The 21,073-nt window shown below is 74.0% G+C and carries 17 protein-coding genes; 9 read left to right on the forward strand and 8 right to left on the reverse strand.

The features are described 5' to 3' along the window. The first annotated feature begins 115 nt into the window (after positions 1-115). Complete coding sequence (locus tag ACZ4YY_RS24230) at positions 116-2,905, forward strand: penicillin acylase family protein (RefSeq protein WP_468293836.1); 2,790 nt, start codon at positions 116-118, stop codon at positions 2,903-2,905. Positions 2,906-3,023: 118 nt separating this feature from the next. Here the strand turns inward: ACZ4YY_RS24230 and ACZ4YY_RS24235 are convergent, their stop codons facing one another. After that, complete coding sequence (locus tag ACZ4YY_RS24235; RefSeq protein ID WP_468293839.1) at positions 3,024-4,388, reverse strand: serine-threonine protein kinase; 1,365 nt, start codon at positions 4,386-4,388, stop codon at positions 3,024-3,026. A 254-nt stretch (positions 4,389-4,642) separates the two neighbouring features. On the opposite strand from ACZ4YY_RS24235, the gene ACZ4YY_RS24240 reads away from it, so the two are divergent. The 3 genes from ACZ4YY_RS24240 to ACZ4YY_RS24250 are packed head-to-tail and all read left to right on the forward strand — an operon-like array spanning position 4,643 to position 7,691. Then, complete coding sequence (locus ACZ4YY_RS24240; protein ID WP_468293842.1) at positions 4,643-5,407, forward strand: SDR family oxidoreductase; 765 nt, start codon at positions 4,643-4,645, stop codon at positions 5,405-5,407. After that, the gene (locus ACZ4YY_RS24245; protein WP_468293845.1) at positions 5,404-7,071 is read left to right on the forward strand and encodes a class I adenylate-forming enzyme family protein; all 1,668 of its coding nucleotides are present in this window, start codon (positions 5,404-5,406) and stop codon (positions 7,069-7,071) included. Before ACZ4YY_RS24240 ends, ACZ4YY_RS24245 begins: the two co-directional genes overlap by 4 nt. 26 nt (positions 7,072-7,097) lie before the next feature. Further along, the gene (locus ACZ4YY_RS24250; protein ID WP_468293848.1) at positions 7,098-7,691 is read left to right on the forward strand and encodes a TetR/AcrR family transcriptional regulator; all 594 of its coding nucleotides are present in this window, start codon (positions 7,098-7,100) and stop codon (positions 7,689-7,691) included. 50 nt (positions 7,692-7,741) lie between these two features. On the opposite strand, the gene ACZ4YY_RS24255 is transcribed toward ACZ4YY_RS24250, so the two are convergent. From ACZ4YY_RS24255 to ACZ4YY_RS24275, 5 genes are all read right to left on the reverse strand, one after another. Then, positions 7,742-8,956, reverse strand: coding sequence for an acyl-CoA dehydrogenase family protein (locus ACZ4YY_RS24255; protein ID WP_468293851.1), 1,215 nt, complete (start codon positions 8,954-8,956; stop codon positions 7,742-7,744). 3 nt (positions 8,957-8,959) lie between these two features. Then, positions 8,960-9,982 (reverse strand): phosphotransferase family protein, encoded by a 1,023-nt coding sequence (locus ACZ4YY_RS24260; protein WP_468293854.1) that lies wholly within the window; start codon positions 9,980-9,982, stop codon positions 8,960-8,962. 159 nt (positions 9,983-10,141) lie between these two features. After that, positions 10,142-10,438 (reverse strand): hypothetical protein, encoded by a 297-nt coding sequence (locus tag ACZ4YY_RS24265; protein ID WP_468293857.1) that lies wholly within the window; start codon positions 10,436-10,438, stop codon positions 10,142-10,144. A 489-nt stretch (positions 10,439-10,927) separates the two neighbouring features. Further along, entirely contained in the window at positions 10,928-11,239 is a 312-nt protein-coding gene (locus ACZ4YY_RS24270; protein WP_468293860.1) for a DUF202 domain-containing protein, read from the reverse strand. Continuing rightward, complete coding sequence (locus ACZ4YY_RS24275) at positions 11,236-11,628, reverse strand: YidH family protein (RefSeq protein WP_468293863.1); 393 nt, start codon at positions 11,626-11,628, stop codon at positions 11,236-11,238. The genes ACZ4YY_RS24270 and ACZ4YY_RS24275 overlap by 4 nt, the downstream gene beginning before the upstream one ends. Before the next feature lie 168 nt (positions 11,629-11,796). Here ACZ4YY_RS24275 and ACZ4YY_RS24280 point away from each other — a divergent pair, with 168 nt between their 5' ends. Together ACZ4YY_RS24280 and ACZ4YY_RS24285 are read left to right on the forward strand one after the other, a co-directional pair. Next, positions 11,797-12,237: a hypothetical protein gene (locus ACZ4YY_RS24280; RefSeq protein WP_468293866.1), complete on the forward strand. Its 441-nt coding sequence runs from the start codon at positions 11,797-11,799 to the stop codon at positions 12,235-12,237. Beyond that, complete coding sequence (locus ACZ4YY_RS24285) at positions 12,234-16,130, forward strand: nSTAND1 domain-containing NTPase (protein WP_468293868.1); 3,897 nt, start codon at positions 12,234-12,236, stop codon at positions 16,128-16,130. Before ACZ4YY_RS24280 ends, ACZ4YY_RS24285 begins: the two co-directional genes overlap by 4 nt. A 269-nt stretch (positions 16,131-16,399) precedes the next feature. Here ACZ4YY_RS24285 and ACZ4YY_RS24290 read toward each other — a convergent pair whose 3' ends face one another. Both ACZ4YY_RS24290 and ACZ4YY_RS24295 read right to left on the reverse strand, forming a co-directional pair. Beyond that, positions 16,400-16,924 carry an NUDIX hydrolase gene (locus tag ACZ4YY_RS24290; RefSeq protein ID WP_468293871.1) on the reverse strand — a complete coding sequence of 175 codons (525 nt, stop codon included), beginning with the start codon at positions 16,922-16,924 and terminating at the stop codon, positions 16,400-16,402. A gap of 33 nt (positions 16,925-16,957) precedes the next feature. Then, positions 16,958-17,851, reverse strand: a complete 894-nt coding sequence (locus ACZ4YY_RS24295; RefSeq protein WP_468293874.1) for a DMT family transporter — start codon at positions 17,849-17,851, stop codon at positions 16,958-16,960. 382 nt (positions 17,852-18,233) lie between these two features. On the opposite strand from ACZ4YY_RS24295, the gene ACZ4YY_RS24300 reads away from it, so the two are divergent. From ACZ4YY_RS24300 to ACZ4YY_RS24310, 3 genes are all read left to right on the forward strand, one after another. Continuing rightward, on the forward strand, positions 18,234-19,220 hold the full coding sequence (locus ACZ4YY_RS24300) for a hypothetical protein (RefSeq protein ID WP_468293877.1): 987 nt from the start codon (positions 18,234-18,236) through the stop codon (positions 19,218-19,220). Between the two features lie 256 nt (positions 19,221-19,476). Continuing rightward, positions 19,477-20,154, forward strand: a complete 678-nt coding sequence (locus tag ACZ4YY_RS24305; protein WP_468294318.1) for a molybdopterin-dependent oxidoreductase — start codon at positions 19,477-19,479, stop codon at positions 20,152-20,154. Next, the gene (locus ACZ4YY_RS24310) at positions 20,138-20,764 is read left to right on the forward strand and encodes a cytochrome b/b6 domain-containing protein (protein ID WP_468293880.1); all 627 of its coding nucleotides are present in this window, start codon (positions 20,138-20,140) and stop codon (positions 20,762-20,764) included. The genes ACZ4YY_RS24305 and ACZ4YY_RS24310 overlap by 17 nt, the downstream gene beginning before the upstream one ends. Positions 20,765-21,073 lie beyond the last annotated feature (309 nt).

Consider the following 21,073-nt stretch of genomic DNA (forward strand, 5'->3'; position numbering starts at 1 on the left):
GTCCGACGCCGTCCACAAGCCGGATAGGCGACTCCCAAAAGTGACGCATGTTCATCTTCAATCGCGGGGATACCGGCGGTAACCTTTCGGCCACCCCCGTCGCTAGGAGCTGCCGATGCCACGGCGAACCCCCCGCACCGCTCTCGACAAACTGAGAACTCCCGGCGGAATGCCCGGGTTCCTGAAGACCGCGTCCGTATGCGCACTCATGGCGGGTCTTTTGTCGCCGCTTTCCCCGGTGGCGACGGCCGCCGAGGTCACGGCCGTCGCCAACGACCACTGCGGCAACCAGTGTTCCGACATTCTGCCGCCGGGCCAGAACGGCAACGCGACCCTCGCCCAGGTCCTGCTCAACCAGGCATTCGGCACCCAGCCCGCGCACGCCGCGGACCAGCTCGGCCCCTATGCCAACCTTGCCAAGGGTTATCCGACGCTCACCAATTCCACGATCAACACGTTCTTCAACGACGCGTCGTTCGGGGTTCCCGCCGATCAGGTCGCCTCCACCGTCAAGCCCGCCGGCCGCGGCGACGTGACGATCGTCCGCGACAAGAAGACGGGCGTCCCGCACATCACCGGCACCACCCGGTACGGCACCGAGTTCGGCGCCGGCTACGCGGCGGCCGAGGACCGGCTGTGGCTCATGGACGTCTTCCGGCACGTCGGCCGGGGACAGCTCACCTCCTTCGCCGGCGGCGCCGCCGACAACCAGGGCCTGGAACAGCAGTTCTGGCGCAACGCCCCGTACACCGAGGCCGACCTCCAGGCGCAGATCGACAACGCCGTGGCGACCAACGGCGCCCGCGGCCGGCAGGCCCTCGCCGACGCGAACGCCTACCTCGACGGCATCAACGCCTACATCGACGCCTCCGACAGCGGCCGCTACTTCCCCGGTGAGTACGTCCTGACCGGACACAAGGACTCAATCACCAACGCCGGTACCATCGCCCGCTTCAAGATCACCGACCTGGTGGCGCTCGGCTCGGTCATCGGCGCGCTCTTCGGCTCCGGGGGCGGCGGCGAGGTCAACAACGCGATCTCCCTGCTCGCCGCGCAGGAGAAGTACGGCGTCGAACAGGGCACGAAGGTCTGGGAGTCCTTCCGCCAGCGCAACGACCCCGAGGCCGTCATGACCCTCCACGACGGCAAGAGCTTCCCCTACGCCGTGCGGCCGGACGACCCGCAGGGCCTCGCGCTTCCCGACCCCGGCTCGGTGGTGCGGGAACAACTCGTCCACGACCGCACCGGCAGCGCGGCCGGCGCCACCGCGGCCACCGCCTCCACCACGGCCGCCGCGACCGCCGTCAGTTCCGCGCGGCGCGGCATGTCCAACGCCCTCGTGGTGAGCGGCGACCACACCGCCGGCGGCCACCCGGTCGCCGTCTTCGGCCCGCAGACCGGCTACTTCGCCCCCCAGCTCCTGCTGCTCCAGGAACTCCAGGGCCCCGGCATCAGCGCCCGCGGCGCCTCCTTCGCCGGACTGAGCATGTACGTCGAACTCGGCCGCGGCCAGGACTACGCGTGGAGCGCGACCACCTCCGGCCAGGACATCATCGACACCTACGCCGTCGAACTGTGCCAGGACGACCACCACTACCTCTACCGCGGCACCTGCACACCGATGGAGAAGATCGAGCAGAAGAACTCCTGGAAGCCCACGACGGCCGACGGCACCGCGGCCGGCTCGTACACCATGCGGGTCTGGCGCACGAAGTACGGTCCCGTCGAGTACCGCGCGACCGTCGGTGGCAAGAAGGTCGCCTACACCACCCTGCGCTCGTCGTTCATGCACGAGGCCGACTCCATCATCGGCTTCCAGATGCTGAACGACCCCGGCCACGTCACCGGCCCGCAGAGCTTCCAGAGCGCGGTGCAGCACATCAACTACACCTTCAACTGGTTCTACGCCGACTCCGAGCACACCGCGTACTACAACAGCGGCGACAACCCGGTGCGGGCGAACGGCGTCGACGCCGAGTTCCCCGTGTGGGCGCAGCCCGCGTACGAGTGGTCGGGCTGGAACCCGGCGACCAACACCGCCCAGTACACCCCGCCGTCGGCGCACCCGAACTCCGTGGACCAGGACTACTACATCTCCTGGAACAACAAGCAGGCCAAGGACTACGCGACCGCGCCCTGGGGCAACGGGTCGGTGCACCGCGGCAACCTGCTGGAGGACCGGGTGAAGAAGCTGGTCGAGGCCGGCGGCGTCACCCGTGCCTCGCTGGTGAAGGCGATGGCCGACGCGGGGCTCGCCGACCTGCGCGCCGAGCACGTCCTGCCCGACCTGCTGAAGGTCGTCAACAGCGCGGCGGTCACCGACCCCGCGGCCGCCGCGGCCGTCTCCAAGCTCCAGGCCTGGCTGACGGCCGGCGGCAAGCGCACGGAGACCACGGCCGGTTCGAAGACGTACGCCCACGCCGACGCGATCCGCATCCTGGACGCCTGGTGGCCGCTGCTGGTGAGGGCCGAGTTCGAACCGGGCCTCGGCACGAAGCTGTACACGGCCATGACCGCCAACCTGCCCGTCGACGAAGCCCCGTCGGCCGCCCACGGCCCGACCGGCGCCCACGCGGGAAGCTCCTTCCAGTACGGCTGGTGGAGCTATGTCGACAAGGACATCCGGGCGGTGCTCGGTGAGCCGGTGCAGGGACCGCTGGCGCAGAAGTACTGCGGCGGTGGCAGCCTCGCCGGATGCCGGGACGTCCTGATCACCAGTCTGAAGGAGGCGGCCGGAAAGACCGCGGCGCAGGTCTACCCGGGCGACGCCGTGTGCGCCGCGGGCAACCAGTGGTGCGCGGACTCGATCGTGCAGCGCACCCTCGGCGGCATCAAGCACGGCAACATCAGCTGGCAGAACCGGCCGACCTACCAGCAGGTCGTGGAGTTCACCTCCCACCGCTGAGCCGCCCACCGGCGCGGGCCGCGCCCCGGGGCCTGTCCGCAGAGGACAGGTCCTGGAAGTCCGCCTTCTAGGGGGTGTTTCGAAAGTCCCGCACCGCACAGGACTTTCGAAACACCCCCTAGCGGACGCGGCCCGCCTCGAGGACCAGCCGGGCCAGTTCGGGGTGCAGGATGTCGCTGTGCGCCCCGGACGGCGGCCCGCCCCGCCGGACGACGGCCGCCGCGTCGACGTTGACGCACCCCGAGGCCGGCAGGGGCCGGGTCAGCGCCTCGGCGAGCGTGTACGCGTGCGTGCCCGGCACCGCGCGCACCCCGTCGTATCCCAGCGCGCCCCATCGCGCGCCCAGCAGCCGCCCGACGCCGAACTCCCCGACCGCCCCGCGGTCGTCGCCGGCCATCCGCGAGGCCAGCGGGTAGACCGTGCCCAGTGCCGTGTCGTGCCGGGAGAAACAGCACACCAGGGGGCCGTCGATCCGCCGGTGCTGTCCGTGCAGTACGCCTCCCGCGCGCGCGTCGTGCGGCAGCCGGGCGGCGAACGCGTAGTGCGAGAAGGCCCCCTGGAGCAGCGTCACCGACTTCACCGAGCGCACCCCCTCCGGCAGCCCGCGCAGCGCGAACGACACCAGCCGGGCGCCGAAGCTGTGCCCCACCAGGTGCACCCGCGCCCCGGGCGCCCCCCGCGCGAGCCGCCCGACGAGCGGACCGAGCCCGCGTTCCCCGACCGTCCCGGCGCGCCGCTTCATCGCGTAGTACGTCGCCTGCCGCAGCAACTCGTGCGCGCCGTCCCACGGGTCGGGCAGCGCCGAACCGGCGGTGGCGGGCGGCACCGAACCGGCGGTGGCGGGTGGCGCCGACGTGATGGGGGCGGGCGGCGCGAGGCGGGCCGACGCCCGCGCGAACCGCGCGCAGGCCGCGGTGGTGGACCCGGTGAGCATCTCCGGCTCGTCCTGCGGCACGCCCTCCGCCAGCGTGTCCGCCGCGAACGGCGCCTGCGGGCCGGGCGCCACCACCTCCACGAGCAGCCGTACCAGCCGGCCGAACTCCTCCAGTGCGGCCTCCTCGCGCGAGGACTGCTCCAGCAGCCGCGCGATCTGCTCGACGAGGGTGGCGCGGCCGGGGAACGTCTCCAGCAACGCGTGCCGGGTGTCCTCGTCGAGGGCGGGGTGGCGGGCGCTTCCGGCGGCCACGGGACGGGGCAGGTCCGGGATCGGCTCGTCGGAGAACCGCATCGACGGCCACACCACGCCCACGTACCCGATCCTCGCCGCGGGGGCGAGTCGTGGGAACGGCGCGAAGAAGTGGCTGTAGAGCCGGGTCGCGCCGGAGCGGTCGTTGTTCCAGCCGTGCGCGAAGACGATCAGGTCGCGGACGCCGTGCCGGGACACCCCGGCCGCCAGCCGGTCCCGCTGTGCGCCGTCGACGTCCCCGTCGGCGTCGAAGGTCACCTCCCAGTAGGGCGTCACACTCATCGCCGGCTCCGCCATGACAGACCCCCTGTCCCCGCAGTCGTGCAGGTGGGCGCATCGTCCTGCGAACCGGAGGAGTTGGCCAGACGTCACGGCCCTTCCGTACGGCCGGCGCCCCGCCGCGCCCGCCGACGGCCCCCCGTGCGCGCCCCCCCGCGCCCGCCGGCGTCGCCCCGCCGCGCCCGGAAGTGCTCCGGCCGCCCCTTCCCAGTCACATACCGACCGGTTAGTCTGTCCGCCGGAACCGATGCTCGTCGTGTCGAAGGAGACCGATGGTGGACGCCGTTGCGGGTGCTGGAGTCGTCGTCACCGGGGCCGGAGGCGGCATAGGCGCCGCCCTCGCCCGCCGTTTCGCCGCCGAGGGGGCCCGGGTCGTCGTCAACGACCTGGACGCCGGGCGGGCCGAGGCGGTCGCCGCCGAGATCGGCGGCATCGCGGTACCGGGCGACGCCGCCGCGATCGTCGGACCCGCCCGCGACGCGCTCGGCGGCACGGTCGACGTCTACTGCGCGAACGCCGGGGTCGCCTCGGGCGGCTCCGAGGCCGCCGACGAGGCCGTCTGGGCCCTCGCCTGGGACGTCAACGTCATGGCCCACGTCCGCGCGGCCCATGCGCTGCTCCCGGACTGGCTGGAGCGCGGCGGCGGCCGGTTCGTCTCCACCGTCTCCGCCGCCGGACTGCTCACCATGATCGGCGCCGCGCCCTACAGCGTCACCAAGCACGGGGCGTACGCCTTCGCCGAGTGGCTGTCCCTGACCTACCGCCACCGCGGCGTCAAGGTCCACGCGATCTGTCCCCAGGGCGTGCGCACCGACATGCTGGACGCCGCCGGCAGCGCGGGCGACCTGGTGCTGCGGCCCACCGCGGTCGAGCCGCAGGACGTGGCCGACGCCCTGTTCAAGGGCATCGCGGAGGACCGCTTCCTGATCCTGCCGCACCCCGAGGTCGCCGAGTACTACCAGGCCCGGGCCGCCGATCCCGACCGCTGGCTGACGAACATGAACCACCTCCAGCGGAAGTGGGAGGCCGGGCGGTGACCGACTCCCGCTATGCGGCCCGGCCCTGGCTGGCCCTCCTCGACGACGCCCAGCGCGCCCCGGTCGCACCGGCCGACTCCCTGGTGCACGCCCTGCGCCGGGCCGCCGCCGAGGCCCCCGAGCGCACCTTCCTCGCCTACTTCGACGGCGGGCTGACCTACCGCGAGGCCGACGAGCTGAGCGACTCCGTCGCCGGGCACCTCGCCGCCCGCGGCCTGCGGCGCGGCGACCGGGTCGCCGTCCTGCTCCAGAACTCCCCGCACTTCGTCCTCGCCGTCCTCGGCGCCTGGAAGGCCGGCGCCACCGTCGTCCCCGTCAACCCGATGTACAAGTCGGCGGAGGTCGGCCACGTCCTGCGGGACGCCGAGGTCGCCGCACTGATCTGCTCCGACCGGGCCTGGGAGTCGTACCTGAGGCAGACGGCGGCGGGCTCGCCGGTGCGGATCGTGCTCACCGGGTGCGAGCTGGACTTCCAGACCCGCGGGGACGCCCGCGTGCTCACCTTCGAACGGCTGCCGCAGGCACCCGACGCCGACGACCTCACCGCCGTCGCCCGGGCCGGTCGCCCGGCGCCCGGCGACCGCGACCCGGGCCCGGCCGACATCGCACTGATCAGCTACACCTCGGGCACCAGCGGCACCCCCAAGGGCGCCACCAACACGCACGCCAACATCATGTACAACGCCGAGCGGCAGCGCACCGGCCTGCACCTGCCCGAGGCGCCCCTCTACCACGCCCTCGCGCCGCTGTTCCACATCACCGGCATGGTCTGCCAGCTCGGCGCCTGCCTGAACAGCGCGGGCACCCTCGTGCTGACGTACCGCTTCGAGGCGGGCGTCGTCCTGGACGCCTTCGCCGAGCACCGCCCGCACTACACGGTCGGACCGGCCACGGCCTTCATGGCGCTCGCCGCCCACCCGTCCGTCAGCCGCGACCACTTCTCCTCCTTCGTGAACATCTCCTCCGGCGGTGCCCCGCTGCCGCCCGCCCTGGTGGAGAAGTTCCGTGCGGGCTTCGGGCCGTACATCCGCAACGGCTACGGCCTCACCGAGTGCACCGCGCCCTGCGCCTCCGTACCGCCCCACCGCGAGGCGCCGGTCGACCCGGTCAGCGGGACGCTCGCGGTCGGCGTGCCCGGTCCCGAGACGGTGGTGCGGATCGTCGACGACCGGGGCGCGGAGGTGCCCTTCGGCGAGCAGGGCGAGATCGTGGTCCGGGGACCGCAGGTCGTCCCCGGCTACTGGCGCCGCCCCGACGCCACGGCCGAGACCTTCCCCGACGGCGAACTGCGCACCGGCGACATCGGCTTCATGGACGAACAGGGCTGGCTGTACGTCGTCGACCGCAAGAAGGACATGATCAACGCGTCCGGCTTCAAGGTCTGGCCGCGCGAGGTCGAGGACGTGCTGTACACCCACCCGGCGGTGCGCGAGGCGGCCGTCGTGGGGGTGCCCGACGGCTACCGCGGGGAGACCGTCAAGGCGTACATCAGCCTGCGTCCGGGCGCCGAGACGGACCCCGGTGAACTCGCGGTGTACTGCAAGGAGAGACTGGCCGCCTACAAATATCCGCGGCAGGTGGAGATCCTGCCCGACCTGCCCAAGACGGCAAGTGGGAAGATCCTGCGTCGGGAACTGCGTTCCCGCACGCACGACAGCCAGTAGAACGGACGGAAAGGCAGGTGGCGGCAGTGCCCAGAACCTCGGACGGCGACGGGACGCCCGTACCGCAGCGGCTGCTGGCCGCCGCCACCCGGCTCTTCGCCGAGCAGGGCTACGACCGCACCTCGGTGCAGGAGATCGTCGAGGCGGCCGGCGTCACCAAGGGGGCGCTGTACCACTACTTCGGTTCCAAGGACGACCTGCTGCACGAGGTGTACGCGCGCGTGCTGCGCGTCCAGCAGGAACGGCTCGACGCCTTCGCGAACGCCGACGAGCCGATCGACAAGCGGCTGCGGGCCGCCGCCGCGGACGTCGTCGTCACGACCATCGAGAACCTCGACGACGCGATGATCTTCTTCCGCTCGATGCACCACCTGAGCCCCGAGAAGAACAAGCAGGTCCGCGCCGAACGCCGCCGCTACCACGAACGCTTCCGCGCCCTCGTCGAGGAGGGCCAGGAGTCCGGCGTGTTCTCCACGGCGACCCCGGCGGACCTGGTCGTCGACTACCACTTCGGCTCGGTCCACCACCTGTCGACCTGGTACCGGCCCGACGGCCCCATGAGCCCCCAGCAGGTCGCCGACCACCTCGCCGACCTGCTGCTGCGCGCGCTGCGACCCTGACGCAGGACGTGAGGGGCGGTCGCCACCCGGTGACCGCCCTCACGCACGTCTCACAGGTACTTCTTCAGCTCCCGCCGCGCCAGCGACCGCTGGTGCACCTCGTCCGGGCCGTCGGCGATCATCAGCGTGCGCGCCCCGGCGTACAGCTCGGCCAGCGGGAAGTCCTGGCTGACACCACCCGCGCCGTGCAGCTGGATCGCCCGGTCGATGATGTCGACGACCGCCCGCGGCGTGGCGATCTTGATGGCCTGGATCTCCGTGTGGGCGCCCCGGTTGCCGACGGTGTCCATCATCCAGGCCGTCTTCAGCACCAGCAGCCGCAGCTGCTCGACCGTCACCCGCGCGTCCGCGATCCAGTTGTGGACCACGCCCTGCTGCGCCAGCGCCTTGCCGAAGGCGTCGCGGGAGACGGCCCGGCGGCACATCAGCTCGATCGCCCGCTCCGCCATGCCGATCAGCCGCATGCAGTGGTGGATGCGGCCGGGGCCCAGCCGGGCCTGCGCGATGGCGAAGCCGCCGCCCTCCTCGCCGACCAGGTTCGTCACCGGCACGCGCGCGTGGTCGAAGACCACCTCGGCGTGGCCGCCGTGGGAGTGGTCCTCGTAGCCGAAGACCTTCATCGCCCGCCGCACGGTCACGCCCGGGGTGTCGCGCGGCACCAGCACCATGGACTGCTGGCGGCGGATGTCCGTCCCGTCGGGATCGGTCTTGCCCATCACGATGAAGATCGCGCAGTCCGGGTTCATCGCCCCGGAGATGTACCACTTGCGGCCGGTGACGACGTACTCGTCGCCGTCGCGCTGGATGTGCGTGGTGATGTTGGTGGCGTCGGAGGAGGCCACCTCCGGCTCGGTCATCGCGAACGCCGAGCGGATCTCCCCGGCCAGCAGCGGCTCCAGCCACTGCTTGCGCTGCCGCTCGTCACCGAACTGGGCGAGCACCTCCATGTTGCCGGTGTCCGGAGCCGCGCAGTTCAGCGCGGTCGGCGCCAGCTGCGGGGAGCGGCCGGTGATCTCCGCCAGCGGTGCGTACTGGAGGTTGGTCAGCCCGGCGCCGTACTCCTCGTCGGGCAGGAAGAGGTTCCACAGCCCCCGGCGGCGGGCCTCGGCCTTCAGTTCCTCCACCACGGCCGGGGTGTCCCAGGGCGAGGCGAGCGCGGCCCGCTGCTCCTCGGCGACCGCCTCCGCCGGGTAGACGCACTCGTCCATGAAGGCGAGCAGTCTGCCGCGCAGTTCCTCGGTGCGCGCGTCGAACGCGAAGTCCATGGCTCAGCCTTCCTGAAGAGTGGTCAGTCCGTGCTCGACGAAGACGGGGACGAGCTCGCCGATGCGGTCGAAGCCGCGCCCCACCGTCTGGCCGAGGGTGTAGCGGTAGTGGATGCCCTCGAGGATCACGGCGAGCTTGAACCAGGCGAACGCCGTGTACCAGGAGACGGCCGAGACGTCACGCCCCGAGCGCGCGGCGTACCGCTCGACCAGCTCGGCCGGCGCCGGGTGTCCGGGGGCCGTGGCGGTCGTGGAGACGGGGGAGTCCGGGACCTCCAGCGGCACGCTGTACATCACCAGCAGGCCGAGGTCGGTCAGCGGGTCGCCGAGCGTGGACATCTCCCAGTCGAGGATGGCCCTGATCCGGTCCCGCTCGCCGATCAGGACGTTGTCCAGCCGGTAGTCGCCGTGCACGATCGTCGGCGCGGGCGAGGAGGGCAGACCGCGGCCGAGCGCCGCGTGCAGCTCGTCGATGCCGGCCAGGTCGCGGCTGCGGGAGGCGTCCAGCTGCTTGCCCCAGCGGCGCAGCTGCCGGTCCAGGAAGCCCTCCGGACGGCCGAAGTCCGCGAGCCCTACCTCGGCCGGGTCCACTGCGTGCAGCTCCACCAGGGTGTCCACGAGCGAGAGCACCGCGTCACGGGTGCGCTCCGGGCCGAGCGGGGCGAGCTCCTCGGCCGTGCGGTACGGCGTGCCCGTGACGAACTCCATGACGTAGAACGGCGCCCCGAGCACCTCCTCGTCCTCGCAGAGCAGCACCGGACGCGGGACCGGTACGTCCGTCGGGTGCAGCGCGCTGATCACCCGGTGCTCACGGCGCATGTCGTGCGCGGTGGCCAGGACGTGCCCGAGGGGAGGCCTGCGCACGACCCACTTCGACGCGCCGTCAGCGACCGCGTACGTCAGGTTCGAGCGTCCGCCCTCGATCAGCCGGCCGGTGAGCGGACCCTGGACCAGACCGGGACGCTCGCGGTCGAGCAGGGTGCGCAGCCGGTCGAGGTCGAGTCCGGGCGGGTGGTCGGGGCTCATGCATCGCTCCTACGGACGGGTGAACGGGACTCCGCCCCCATGATGCCGACCGGTCGGTATGTTCGTCCAGTGGGGACGTCCAACGTGATCGGGGCCACGATAGGCGGACGGCTCCCCGGGAAGAACCCGGGAAGCCGTGAAGGAATCGTTTCCGGACGGTCAGTGGTCGTCCCAGTGGCCGTCGTGCTCGGCGTGCCGGTGACCGTCGTGCAGGTAGTCGACGTGGTCGCCGTGCTGCACGCGCGCGTGCCCGCAGTCCTCGCCGTGCCGGTGCTCGTGCCCGTCGTGGGCCACGTGGCCGGTGGGCTCGCACTCGTCCCAGTGCCCGCCGTGCTCGCGGTGCAGATGGCCGTCGTGGGCGTAGTCCAGGTGATCGTCGTGCGGGACCTCGGTGTGCCCGCACTGCTTGCCGTGCGTGTGGGAGTGGGCCGCGTGCTCCTGGTGCAGCGTGGTCATGGTGCTCACCTTCGGTGGTACGGGGAACGATCCCGACGGGCTGCCACGCGGGCGGCGCGTGTCGGGGCGTCCGGCTTGCGTGGCGTTCGAGTACCCCGGGGGGTCGGTGGCATGAAGGGCGTCCGCCACGGCCGGTACTGCGGCCCCGAGGCTCTGGGGTACGGGGACCTGCCCGACCGACGGTCGGGCCCGGTTCCGTGCTGGTCGAGGTGAGCGCGGCGCCCGTCGAACCCGTCGACCGGGAGTGCCGTGTGGGAGACCTCGAGGGGAGCCTCGACGCCGTCCCCCCGGTGCGCCCCGGCCGGGACGCTCCGGTGTCGTGGCCCAGCCGCGGCCCGTCCGTCACGGAGGGCGGTCGGGTGTGCGGCCGCCGGTGGCGCCGGCCGGGCCGTCGGGTGTGCCGCCGCCGGAGCCGTCGGTCGAGCCGTGGGCGGGCCGCTCACCGAGCCGCCCGCAAGCGGGCGCGTGCGACAGCGGTCGGTCGGCCCCTCAGGCGACCAGCGCCGCCGCGCACACGGCCAGGGCCACCGTGCAGAGGACCGCCGCCGCGGCCTGCCGGGGTGCCAGCGGAGGCGGAGCGGGCGCCGAGGCGAGGGCACGGATGCGGTGGTGGGCCAGACCGAGGAAGGCCAGCCACAGGACGCAGCACACCGCGCACACGGCGACGGCCGCGGGCGAGGCGCCCGCGCGCAGCACGGCCCGGCCGGCCAGGACGGCGGCCACGGTGCCGGAGAGTGTCGTACGGCGCCAGGCGAGGCGGGTGCGCTCCGGTTGCAGGCCGGGGTCACGCACGTCGTTCACCCTTCCCACCCCAGCAGCACCACGACGACCATCGCGAGGGCCACCACCGCGATGACGAGGCCCAGCAGCGCCGGGAACCGGGACGTGGGCAAATCCTCGCCCCGGCGCATCGCCCGCTCGCACCGCACCCAGTGGTTCACCGCGCGCAGCGAGCACAGGACGCCCGCCGCCAGCAGCGCGAGCGCCAGCCCGACCCGCCAGCCCCACCGCAGGTCGGGCAGGAACTGGTCCACCGCGAACCCGCCGCCGATCAGCGCGAGCGCCGTCCGCAGCCAGGCCAGGAACGTCCGCTCGTTGGCCAGCGAGAACCGGTAGTCGGGCGTGCGTCCCTCCTCCCGCACCGCCTCGGGCACGAACCACAACCGGACGTTGCGTACGAAGTCGATCACCCCCAGGACCCTACCGGCGGCCCGGCGGGGGCGCCGTCGGTGCCCCCGGCCCTTCGCCGGACGCTCACGGTCGCACTCTGGTCACGCTCGCCCCGCGCGACCAGACTGTCATCGCGACGTGGTGCACACGTGGTGCGCCGGGCGCACATGACGGAGCGGGGGCCTCGCATGGACGAACAGACGGCGGCACTGGCGGCGACGGCTGCCTCCACCCTGGTGGCGGCACTCACCACCGACGCCTGGGAACGCGTCAGGACACGGGTAAGCGGACTGTGGACCCGGCATCGCCCCGCCGGCGTCGACGACGCGGGACGGGAACTGGAAGGCACCCGGGCGCTGCTGCTCGCCGCCGACCCCGAAGAGGGCGGGGCGGGCGCCGAGGCCGCTCTTGTCGCGGCCTGGGAGGAGCGGTTCCGCCGGCTGCTGGACGACGACCCGGCCGCCGCCACGGCGCTCACCGCCCTGGTCGACGAGCTCGGCGGGCGGCGGGGCGCGGGCGAGGCGACGGAGGAGACGGCGGCCGCCTCCACGCAGTTGCGGGCCGAGGCCAGCGGCAGCGCACAGGTCTACATGGCCGGCCGTGACATGACCAACATCAAGCTCTCGTGACATCCGACCGGGACCGCGCCGCCGACGGCCGGGACTCCGGGACGAGCGCCGAGCGGGTCGATCTGCGGGCCTGGGCGCACGAGCACGGCACCGTGTACCAGTCGGCCGCGAACATGATCGTGTTCTCCGGCGGGGTCGATCTGCACCGGCACGAGCACTATCACTCCGCCGGTCAGGAGTCCGACAGGACGCACGCCCCGGCGGCGGCGCAGGAGTGTCCCTACCCCGGGCTGCGCCCCTTCGGCAGGGACGAGGCCGCGTGGTTCTTCGGCAGGGAAGCCCTGGTCAGCAGGCTGATGGCGAGGCTCGAGCTCAGTGTGCGCGACCGCAGTCCGCTGGCCGTCGTCGCACCCTCCGGCGCCGGCAAGTCCTCCCTGCTGCGCGCCGGCCTCCTGCCGGAGTTGGCCAGGGGGCAGATACCGGGTTCACAGCGCTGGCCACAACTGCTGCTGACCCCCACGGCCGATCCGCTCGCGACGCTCGCCGCGGGCCTCAGCCGGCTCACGGGGGCAGGGGAGCGGGAGGTCGCCGAGGCGGTGGAGGCCGGCCCCGACCGGCTCGGCCCGCTGCTGCGCAACCGCCTCGCACTCCCCGCCGACGCGAGGGTCGTGCTCGTCGTCGACCAGTTGGAGGAACTGTTCACCCTCTGCCGGGACGAGTCCGCCCGCCGCCGCTACGTGGACGTGCTCGCCGCGCTCACCGGCGGTGAGCGTCCCGTCGCCGTGGCCGTCCTGGGCATCCGCGCCGACGTCTACGGCCGCTGCGTCGCCTTTCCCTACTTGCGCGACGCCCTGGTGGACCGCCAGGTCATCGTCGGCCCCATGTCGGACGACGAGGTGCGCAGTGCGGTGACAAGGCCCGCCGAACGGGCCCGAGTGGCCCTCGCACCCGGGCTGGTGGACATCGTCCTGCGCGACCTGCGGGGCTCCGCACGACAGGTCGGGGCGGACGGGAGCGACGGCGCGTACGAAGCCGGCCGGCTGCCGCTCCTCGCCCACTCCCTGCGGGCCACCTGGCTGGCGCGCCGGAGCGACACCCTGACCGTGAGCAGCTACCGGGACACCGGAGGCATCGACGGCGCGGTCGCGGCCACCGCCGAGGAGGAGTACAGACGGCTGTCCCCGACGGCCAGGGAAACGGCCCGGCGGATGTTCCTGGGGCTCGTCAGGATGGGGGAGAACGGCGAGGTGACCCGTCGCCGCCGGACACGCGGTGACCTGCTGCTGACCGCCTCCGACGCACAGGCCGTTCCCGACCTCGTCGAGCGGTTCACCCGCGCCCGACTGCTCACCCAGGGGGTCGAGCGTGCGGAGGGCACGGTCGAGATCACGCACGAAGCGCTCCTCCGGGCCTGGCCGCGGCTGCGCACCTGGACGGGGGAGGAGGCGGGCCGCAACGGCGTACCCGTACGGCAGGAGGTGGAGGAGGCGGCCGTCGCCTGGGACCGGGGCGGGCGCAAGGACACGACCGTGCTGTACCGGGGCGCGCGGCTGGAACTGGCCCGCACCTGGGCGGCCGACCGCAGCCACGGCGATCTCACGCCGCTGGTCGCCGGGTTCCTCGACGCGTCCCAGCGGCACCAGCGCCGCGCCCGGCTGATCAGGCGCGGTGCGGTGGCCGCCATCACCGCGCTGGCCGTCCTCGCCTCGGGTCTCGCGGTCTTCGGGTTCGACCAGAGCCGCAAGGCCGTGGAACAGCGCGACGACGCGATCTTCCAGCGGGTCGCGGCGGAGGCCGACCGGCAACGGGGACGGGACGGCGCGCTCGCCGCACAGCTCGATCTGGTGGCGTACGGGATGCGGCCGACGGCGGCACTGCGCACCCGGCTGATGGAGGACGCGGGCGCGGTCCACGCGACGCCCCTGCCGACGCGGTTCAAGAACCTCTACTCGGCGGTCGTCGGCCCTGGGAACAGGCTGACGACCAGTGCGGAGGGCGCACTGGAGTTCTGGGACGTGGGGGACCCCACCCGCCCCCGGCCGCTGCTCCCGGCCTCCCGCACCAGGACGGGCACCGACGCCCTTCCGTTCGCGTACAGCGCGCGCGGGCAGCTGATGGCGGTGGGCGGCGCCAACGGCAAATTCAAGATCATGGACACGTCCGACCCCCGGAACCCGGTCGCGCTGTCCCCGGCCGTGCCGGCGGCGCGGGACGGCGGGGTGATGAGACTGGCGTTCAGCCCCGACGGCCGGACCCTCGCGCTGCTGACCTCCGTGCGGGGCACCGCGCAGGGGGGCACCGTGCAGCTCTGGAGCGTCGCCGACCCGCGGCGGCCCCGGCGGCTGAGCACGGTGCTGAGCGTGCGGGGACAGGGGCTCGGCTCCCTCGCCTTCAGCGCGGACGGCGCGACGCTCGCGGTCAGCGGCGGCACCGCTCCCGGTAGCGGCCGCTCGGTGCTCCTGCGGCTGTGGAACGTCTCGGACCCGGCGCGTCCGACGGCGCTCGGTGCGGACCTGAAGGGGCACACCGGAGTCGTCAACATGCTCGCGTTCAGCCCACGCGGGCCGGTGATGGCCAGCGCGGGCGGTGACCGGAGGGTGCTGCTCTGGGACGTCTCACGTCCCGACCGGCCGCGCCTGGTCAACACCCTGTTCCTGGCCTCCGCGGCCTCAGCGGTCGCGTTCAGTCCGGACGGCCGCCTGCTCGCCACCGGGGACGCCACCGGGGCCGTCGACCTGTGGAACGCCGAGGTGCCCGGCCAGGCCCGGTCGATCGTCGCCACACTCCGCGGACACACCGGCACCGTCGCCGGCCTCTCCTTCGACACCACGAGCCGGACCCTCGTCAGCGGCGGCGGCGAGGGAAGGGTGCTGCTGTGGCGGCTGCCCGCGACGCTGGCCGTGCTGGAGGGCGGGCAGGAGACGTCGGCCCTGGCCCTCAGCGACGACGGCCGTCTGCTCGCGGCGGGTTCCGGCGGCCGGGTCACGCTCTGGGACGTCTCCGACCCGGCCCGGCTGACGCGCCGCGGAGCACTGCCGCCCTTCCGCACGGCCGTGAACGCCCTCGCCTTCCGGCCCGGCGGGCATCTGCTGGCGACCGGCGAGGCGGGGGGAGCCGTACGCCTGTGGGAGGTGTCGGCGCCCGCCCACCCCACGGAGGTCGGCACGGCACTGGCGGGACAGCGCAAGCCCGTGGGGCGGCTCGCCTTCGACGACAGCGGGCGAACGCTGGTCGCCGCCGCGTTCGACCTGCGGGAGACCTGGGCCGGCGGCCTGCGCGCCTGGGACCTGTCCTCGCCGGAGCACGCCGTCGCGCTCGGCGGCGAGCTGCCGGGTCAGCGGCTGTCGATCCGCGGCATGGCGGCCGCACCACGCGGCGGACTCCTCTACACGGCGGACATCTTCGGCGCTCTGCGCGTCTGGCGGGCGGGCGCGGGCACCGCACCGGCCCTGCTCGGTGAGGAGTCCATCGGTCAGGTGGTCATGACCGTCGCCGTCGGTCCGGACGGCCGGCTGGTCGCGACGGGGAGCGGCCAGAGCCGGATTTCCCTGTGGGACGTCTCCCGGCCACGCTCCCCGACCGCCGTCGGGGAGCCGATGGTCACCGACGGAACCGTGTTCAGCGTCGGCTTCTCACCCGACGGCAGGCTGCTCGCCGCCGGCGGGGCCCTGGGGGAGATCCGCCTGTGGGACGTCTCCGACCCGGCCCGCAGCGCCGCTCACGGTCTTCCGGTGGGCGGCCACCGCGGCGTGGTCGGGTCACTGTCGTTCGGCCCGCGTGACGGCCTGCTGGTCACCGGCGGAGCCGACGGCACGGTGCGCCTCTGGCAGACCGACCCCGACCGGGCGCGTGGGGTGATCTGCGCCGCGACGCGGCAGGCCATGTCCGCCGACGTCTGGAAGGAGCACGTCTCACCGGACCTGCCCTACGATCCGCCCTGCGGCGGACGGTGACGGCCCGCCCTCGGGGCGGCGCACCGGGCGGCGCCCACCGGATCACGCAACCGGGTGGGACGCCTCCCGCTGGAGCAACGGAACCGGAGCGGGTCGGCTACCGATGGAGCAACCGAACCGAGCGGGACGGCTCCCGCCGCGGCACGGAAGCCGGGTGGCTCCCGCCGGATCGCCGCACCACGCGGCTCCCGCCGGCGCGCGGGGTCGGGGCCGTGCCCGCCGGCCCTGAACGGCCCTGAGCACCGGACCCGGCGGCTCCCGCCGGAGCGTCAGAGCCCGCCGAGTCCCGCCCGGTGGGTCCGGAGCCGTTCGTACGCCGCCAGGCCGTCCGGTACCCACTCCCACGCGGACAGACGGCGCTCGACCTCCTCCTCGGCGAGGAAGGCGTGCCAGGCGACCTCCTCCACCTGGGGGCGGACGGGCAGCACGCAGCGCACCTCGTACACGGCCGACCACCAGCTCCGGCCGGCGCCGTCGTCGTAGAGGAACTTGAAGAGGAACTCGGGGCGGGGCAGGCCGCTGACCCCGAGCTCCTCCTCCGCCTCGCGCAGCGCGGCGTCGTCGTAGCTCTCGCCCGCGCCGACCACCCCGCCGACGAACATGTCGTAGAGGGAGGGGAAGACCAGCTTGGTCGCGGTGCGGCGGTGGACGAACAGCCGGCCCTCGGCGTCGCGCGCCTGGACGAAGACGCAGCGGTGGCGCAAGCCCTCCGCGTACACCCGCCCGCGCGGCAGCTCTCCGATGACCTGGTCGTTCTCGTCGACGACGTCGAGGATCTCGTCAGCAGCGCTCATACGCCCATCCAATCAGCGGCCGGGCGAGGGCCGTCACTGCGGTTGCAGGTCGCACGCCCGCGCCGGGCGCGCCCCGCCCTGGGGCATCGCCGGGTGCAGCCCGAGCAGCACGATGCCCCCGACGACCGCCGCGAGCCCCGCCGTCTGCCAGGTCAGCGCTCCCGCGTCGGTGCGCAGCCGGTCCCCGAGGAACCCGACCCCGCAGATGATCCCGGCGAGCGGCTGGGCCGCCGTCAACGCGGGCAGCGACATGCGCAGCGGCGCCGTCTCGAAGGCGCTCTGCACCAGCAGCAGACCGCTCACCCCGAGCACCAGCACGGCGTACGGCTGCCAGCCGGTCAGCATCCCGACGAGGCCGCCCTCGGTGAAGCGCTCCCCGCTGACCCGGGTCAGGGCGTCCTGGACGCCGTACAGCAGGCCGGCGGCGAGCGCCAGCAGGACCGCGCTCGAGGAGGGGCGGGAGCGCCTGGCGTACCCGGTGAGCAGCAGGGCCAGCCCGACCATCACGCCGATGATCAGCCAGTGCCGCAGCGGATCGGGGTCCGCGCTGCCCCCGCGCGGCTGACCCGCGACGATGAACGTCGAGACCCCGCCCGCGAGCAGCAGCAGACCCGCCCAGCCCTGACGGCCGAGCGGCTGCTTCGTCTGATGGCGGGAGAGGGCGAGGGCGAAGAGGAGGTTCGTCGCGAGCAGCGGCTCCACGAGGGAGATCTCGCCACTGCCCAGCGCGGCCGCGCCGAGCGCCATGCCGACCACCATCAGCCCGATGCCGCCCAGCCAGCGCGGCACCCGCACCAGGTCGAGCAGCAGCCGGAACGACAGGAAGTCGCCGAGGGGCGCCTTCTGCGCCGCGTTCTGCTGGAGGACGAATCCGAAGCCCAGGCAGCAGGCCGCACCCACGGCGAGGACCAGAACCACTACCGACACGCTGCGTACCTCGATGATCGGGTCGGGCCACGGGTGGGGGAGTGCCCGACTGCGGTGTCCCAGTGCGTGACGCCCCTGGGCGGGGTCGCGGCACCCGGTGCGACAGGCTCGGGGCCGGGAGCGGGCGGCGACCGTTCGGCCATGCTCCGGTACCGGCGCGGCCCGCGCCATGGCGTACGCCACAGTCCTGCCCGATTTGTCCCTCCCGGTGCCCCTTCCGTCAGGGGTGACTGGCTCAAGTCCGTGGCGGGCAAAGGAACTTGACACCTGTCACATTCCTGCGGCCCTTGACGAGAGGGACGGCTGGGGATTTGCTGTGGGCGATCGGCCGATCGCGGGCCGACGCCAGGTCCGTCACCGAGGAGGATGAGGAAGTCCCGCGGTGCCCCCGTCCCCGACCTCCGCCGGCTCCGACCGCGTGCGCGCGTCCCGCACCCCGCACGCCGGCCCGGGCGCGGCTCTCGACGACACGGATCTCGCCGCCGCCCGCACCGCGCTGGCCCAGGGCCGCTGGCGGACCGCCCGCTCCCTGCTCGCCCGCACCGGCGACGACTGGGACCGCCGCGGACACCGGCTCACCGTCCTCGCCCTCGAACCGTATGCCGCCGCGTGGGCCCACGAGTGGCTGCTCGCCGAGCCCGGCTCCGCCGACGCCGCCGTGCTGCTGGCTCTGGCCCGGGCCAGACGCGCCCTGCGCGGCAAGGAGGACCCCGGCCCCGCCCGCGACGCCTGCCGGCAGGCCGCCGCGCTCGCACCCGCCGACCCCACGCCGTGGCTCGGGCTGCTCATGCTGGAGCGCGACGGCGGCACCGACACCGTACGGATCTTCGAGGAGGTTCGGGCCCGCCACCGCGACCACCACCACGCCCACCATCTGATGGTCGCCCGCCTCGCCGAACGCCGTGCCGCCGCCGGCCCGGACCCGCTCCACGAGGTGTACGACTTCGCCGCCTGGGCCGCCGAGCAGGCCCCCGCCGACTCCCCGCTCGCCATCCTCCCGATCGTCGCGCACGCCGAGCGTTACCGCGCGCTCGCGGCGCACGGCCTCGCCCCCGCCGACCCGGCCACCGCCGCGCACTGGCGCGACCACCGCGCCCGGGACGTGATGAAGGCCGCCTTCGACTGGTGGCTGGAGTGGGAGCACGACGGTCACCCCCGCCGGCTGGTCGACCTGAACTATCTCGCCCACGCCAAGGTCTGCGAGGGCCGGCCCGCCGAGGCCGTCGCCCTCTTCCACCGCATCGGCGACCACGTCACCCCGCGCCCCTGGTCCTACCCGGACCGCGATCCGTACGCCGCCTTCCGCGCCGCCCGCGACGGCGCGCTCGCGCCCGGGGGCCGCCACAGGGGGACCGGTGGGAAAAGATGACGGACCGCTGACGGCCCCCCGCGGACCCTGGCCCCACCCGGCCCCGAGGTGCTCGAATGGACAGGTGAAATCCGAACCGTCCCGGGGCTCCGAACCGTCCCGGGGCTCCGAACCGTCCGAGTACGGCGCCGCACCCGAGGCCCGCGGTACCTCCGGGGACCGCGGTACCTCCGGGGACCGCGGTACGTCCGGGGACCGGGGCACGTCCGGGGACCCCTCCGCACCCGAGGACCGCGGTACGCCCGTCGGCCGCCGCGTGTTCCTCGGCACCCTCGGCCTCGGCGTCCTGGGCGTCGCCGCCGCGCCCCCGCTCCAGCGCGGCCTGGAGACCTTCCTCGCCGGCGCCGCCGACAAGGACCCCACCGGACTGACCGGCCTGCTCCCCAACGGCGGCGGCTTCCGCTACTACTCGGTGGCCTCCTCCGTCCCGCACCGGGACGCCCGGAGCTACCGGCTCACCGTCGACGGCCTCGTCGACCGCCCCGCCACCTACACCCTCGCCGACCTGCGGGCGCTGCCCCGGACCCGCATCGTCCGCGACGTCCAGTGCGTCACCGGGTGGCGCGTGCCCGCCACGCCCTTCGAGGGCGTACGGCTGTCCGTGCTGCTGGACGCCGCCGGGGTGCGCGCCGGGGCCCGCGCGGTCCGCTTCACCTGCTTCGACGGCACCTACAGCGAAAGCCTCACCCTCGACCAGGCCCGCCGCGCGGACGTCCTGGTCGCCCTGCGCATGCAGGACCAGGACCTCGGTCACGACCACGGCGGCCCCGTCCGCCTCTACGTGGCGCCCATGTACTTCTACAAGTCGGCCAAGTGGCTCTCCGGGATCACCGTCACCGCGAGGGTGCGGCCGGGCTACTGGGAGGAACGCGGCTACGACGTCGACGCCTGGGTGGGACGGTCGAACGGGCGGGACGATGACCCCACGAGCTGACGCCCCGCCCGCGCCGGCCACCCGGATCCGCCGCTTCACCCGGGCCGAACGGTGGGTGCACCGCACGACGGCCCTGCTGACGGGCGTGTGCGTGGCGACGGCGGCCTTCCTCTACGTCCCCGGGCTCGCCCAGCTCGTCGGCCGCCGCGAACTGGTGGTCCGCGTCCACGAGTGGTCCGGTCTCGCCCTGCCCGTGCCCGTCCTGGCGGGCCTCGCCTCCCGGGCCCTGCGCGCCGACCTGGGACGGCTCAACCGCTTCGGCCCGCACGACCGCCGCTGGCTGGGTGCCGCGCTGCGCCGGGACCGGCGACGGGAGTCCCGCCCGGCCGGCAAGTTCAACGCCGGGCAGAAGATCTACGCGGCCTGGATCGCCGGGGCGACGCTGGTGATGCTCGGCACGGGTCTGCTCATGTGGTTCACCCACCTCACCCCGCTCCGGTGGCGCACCGGCGCGACCTTCGTCCACGACTGGCTGGCCCTGACGATCGGCGTCGTCCTGGCCGGCCACATCGGCATGGCGCTCGCCGACCCGGAGGCCCGCCGGGGCATGCGCACGGGATCGGTGAGCGAGGAGTGGGCGCGCCGGGAACACCCCCTCTGGCGCCCCTGACCCGAACGCCCAGCCGCCGGCGCACCCGCGCGGCGGACGGCCCCCACCCGACCCGGTGATGCCGGCGGAGGCGTCGGCGCACCGCGCCCGCAGGCTGCGCGCCCGAAGCGCACCAGCCGCGCCCGATGGTGCCGGCAGAGGCGTCGGCGCAGCGCGCCCACCGACTGCGCGCCAACCGACTGCGCGCCCGCCGGCTCCGTGGGCGGGCAGGGGGGGGGGGGGGGGGGGGAGGGGGGGGGGGGGGAGAGGGGGGGGGGGGGGGGGGGGGGGTTCGGGGGGGGGGGGGGGGGGGATGAGGGAGAGGGGGAA

It is taken from the genome of Streptomyces sp. NPDC030143, assembly GCF_055573695.1.

Coding starts and splice junctions, on each gene's coding strand:
- ACZ4YY_RS24230 (WP_468293836.1), top strand. CDS start 116: ATGCCACGGCGAACCCCCCGCACCGCTCTCGACAAACTGAGAACTCCC.
- ACZ4YY_RS24235 (WP_468293839.1), bottom strand. CDS start 4,388: ATGGCGGAGCCGGCGATGAGTGTGACGCCCTACTGGGAGGTGACCTTC.
- ACZ4YY_RS24240 (WP_468293842.1), top strand. CDS start 4,643: ATGGTGGACGCCGTTGCGGGTGCTGGAGTCGTCGTCACCGGGGCCGGA.
- ACZ4YY_RS24255 (WP_468293851.1), bottom strand. CDS start 8,956: ATGGACTTCGCGTTCGACGCGCGCACCGAGGAACTGCGCGGCAGACTG.
- ACZ4YY_RS24260 (WP_468293854.1), bottom strand. CDS start 9,982: ATGAGCCCCGACCACCCGCCCGGACTCGACCTCGACCGGCTGCGCACC.
- ACZ4YY_RS24265 (WP_468293857.1), bottom strand. CDS start 10,438: ATGACCACGCTGCACCAGGAGCACGCGGCCCACTCCCACACGCACGGC.
- ACZ4YY_RS24280 (WP_468293866.1), top strand. CDS start 11,797: ATGGACGAACAGACGGCGGCACTGGCGGCGACGGCTGCCTCCACCCTG.
- ACZ4YY_RS24290 (WP_468293871.1), bottom strand. CDS start 16,924: ATGAGCGCTGCTGACGAGATCCTCGACGTCGTCGACGAGAACGACCAG.
- ACZ4YY_RS24310 (WP_468293880.1), top strand. CDS start 20,138: ATGACCCCACGAGCTGACGCCCCGCCCGCGCCGGCCACCCGGATCCGC.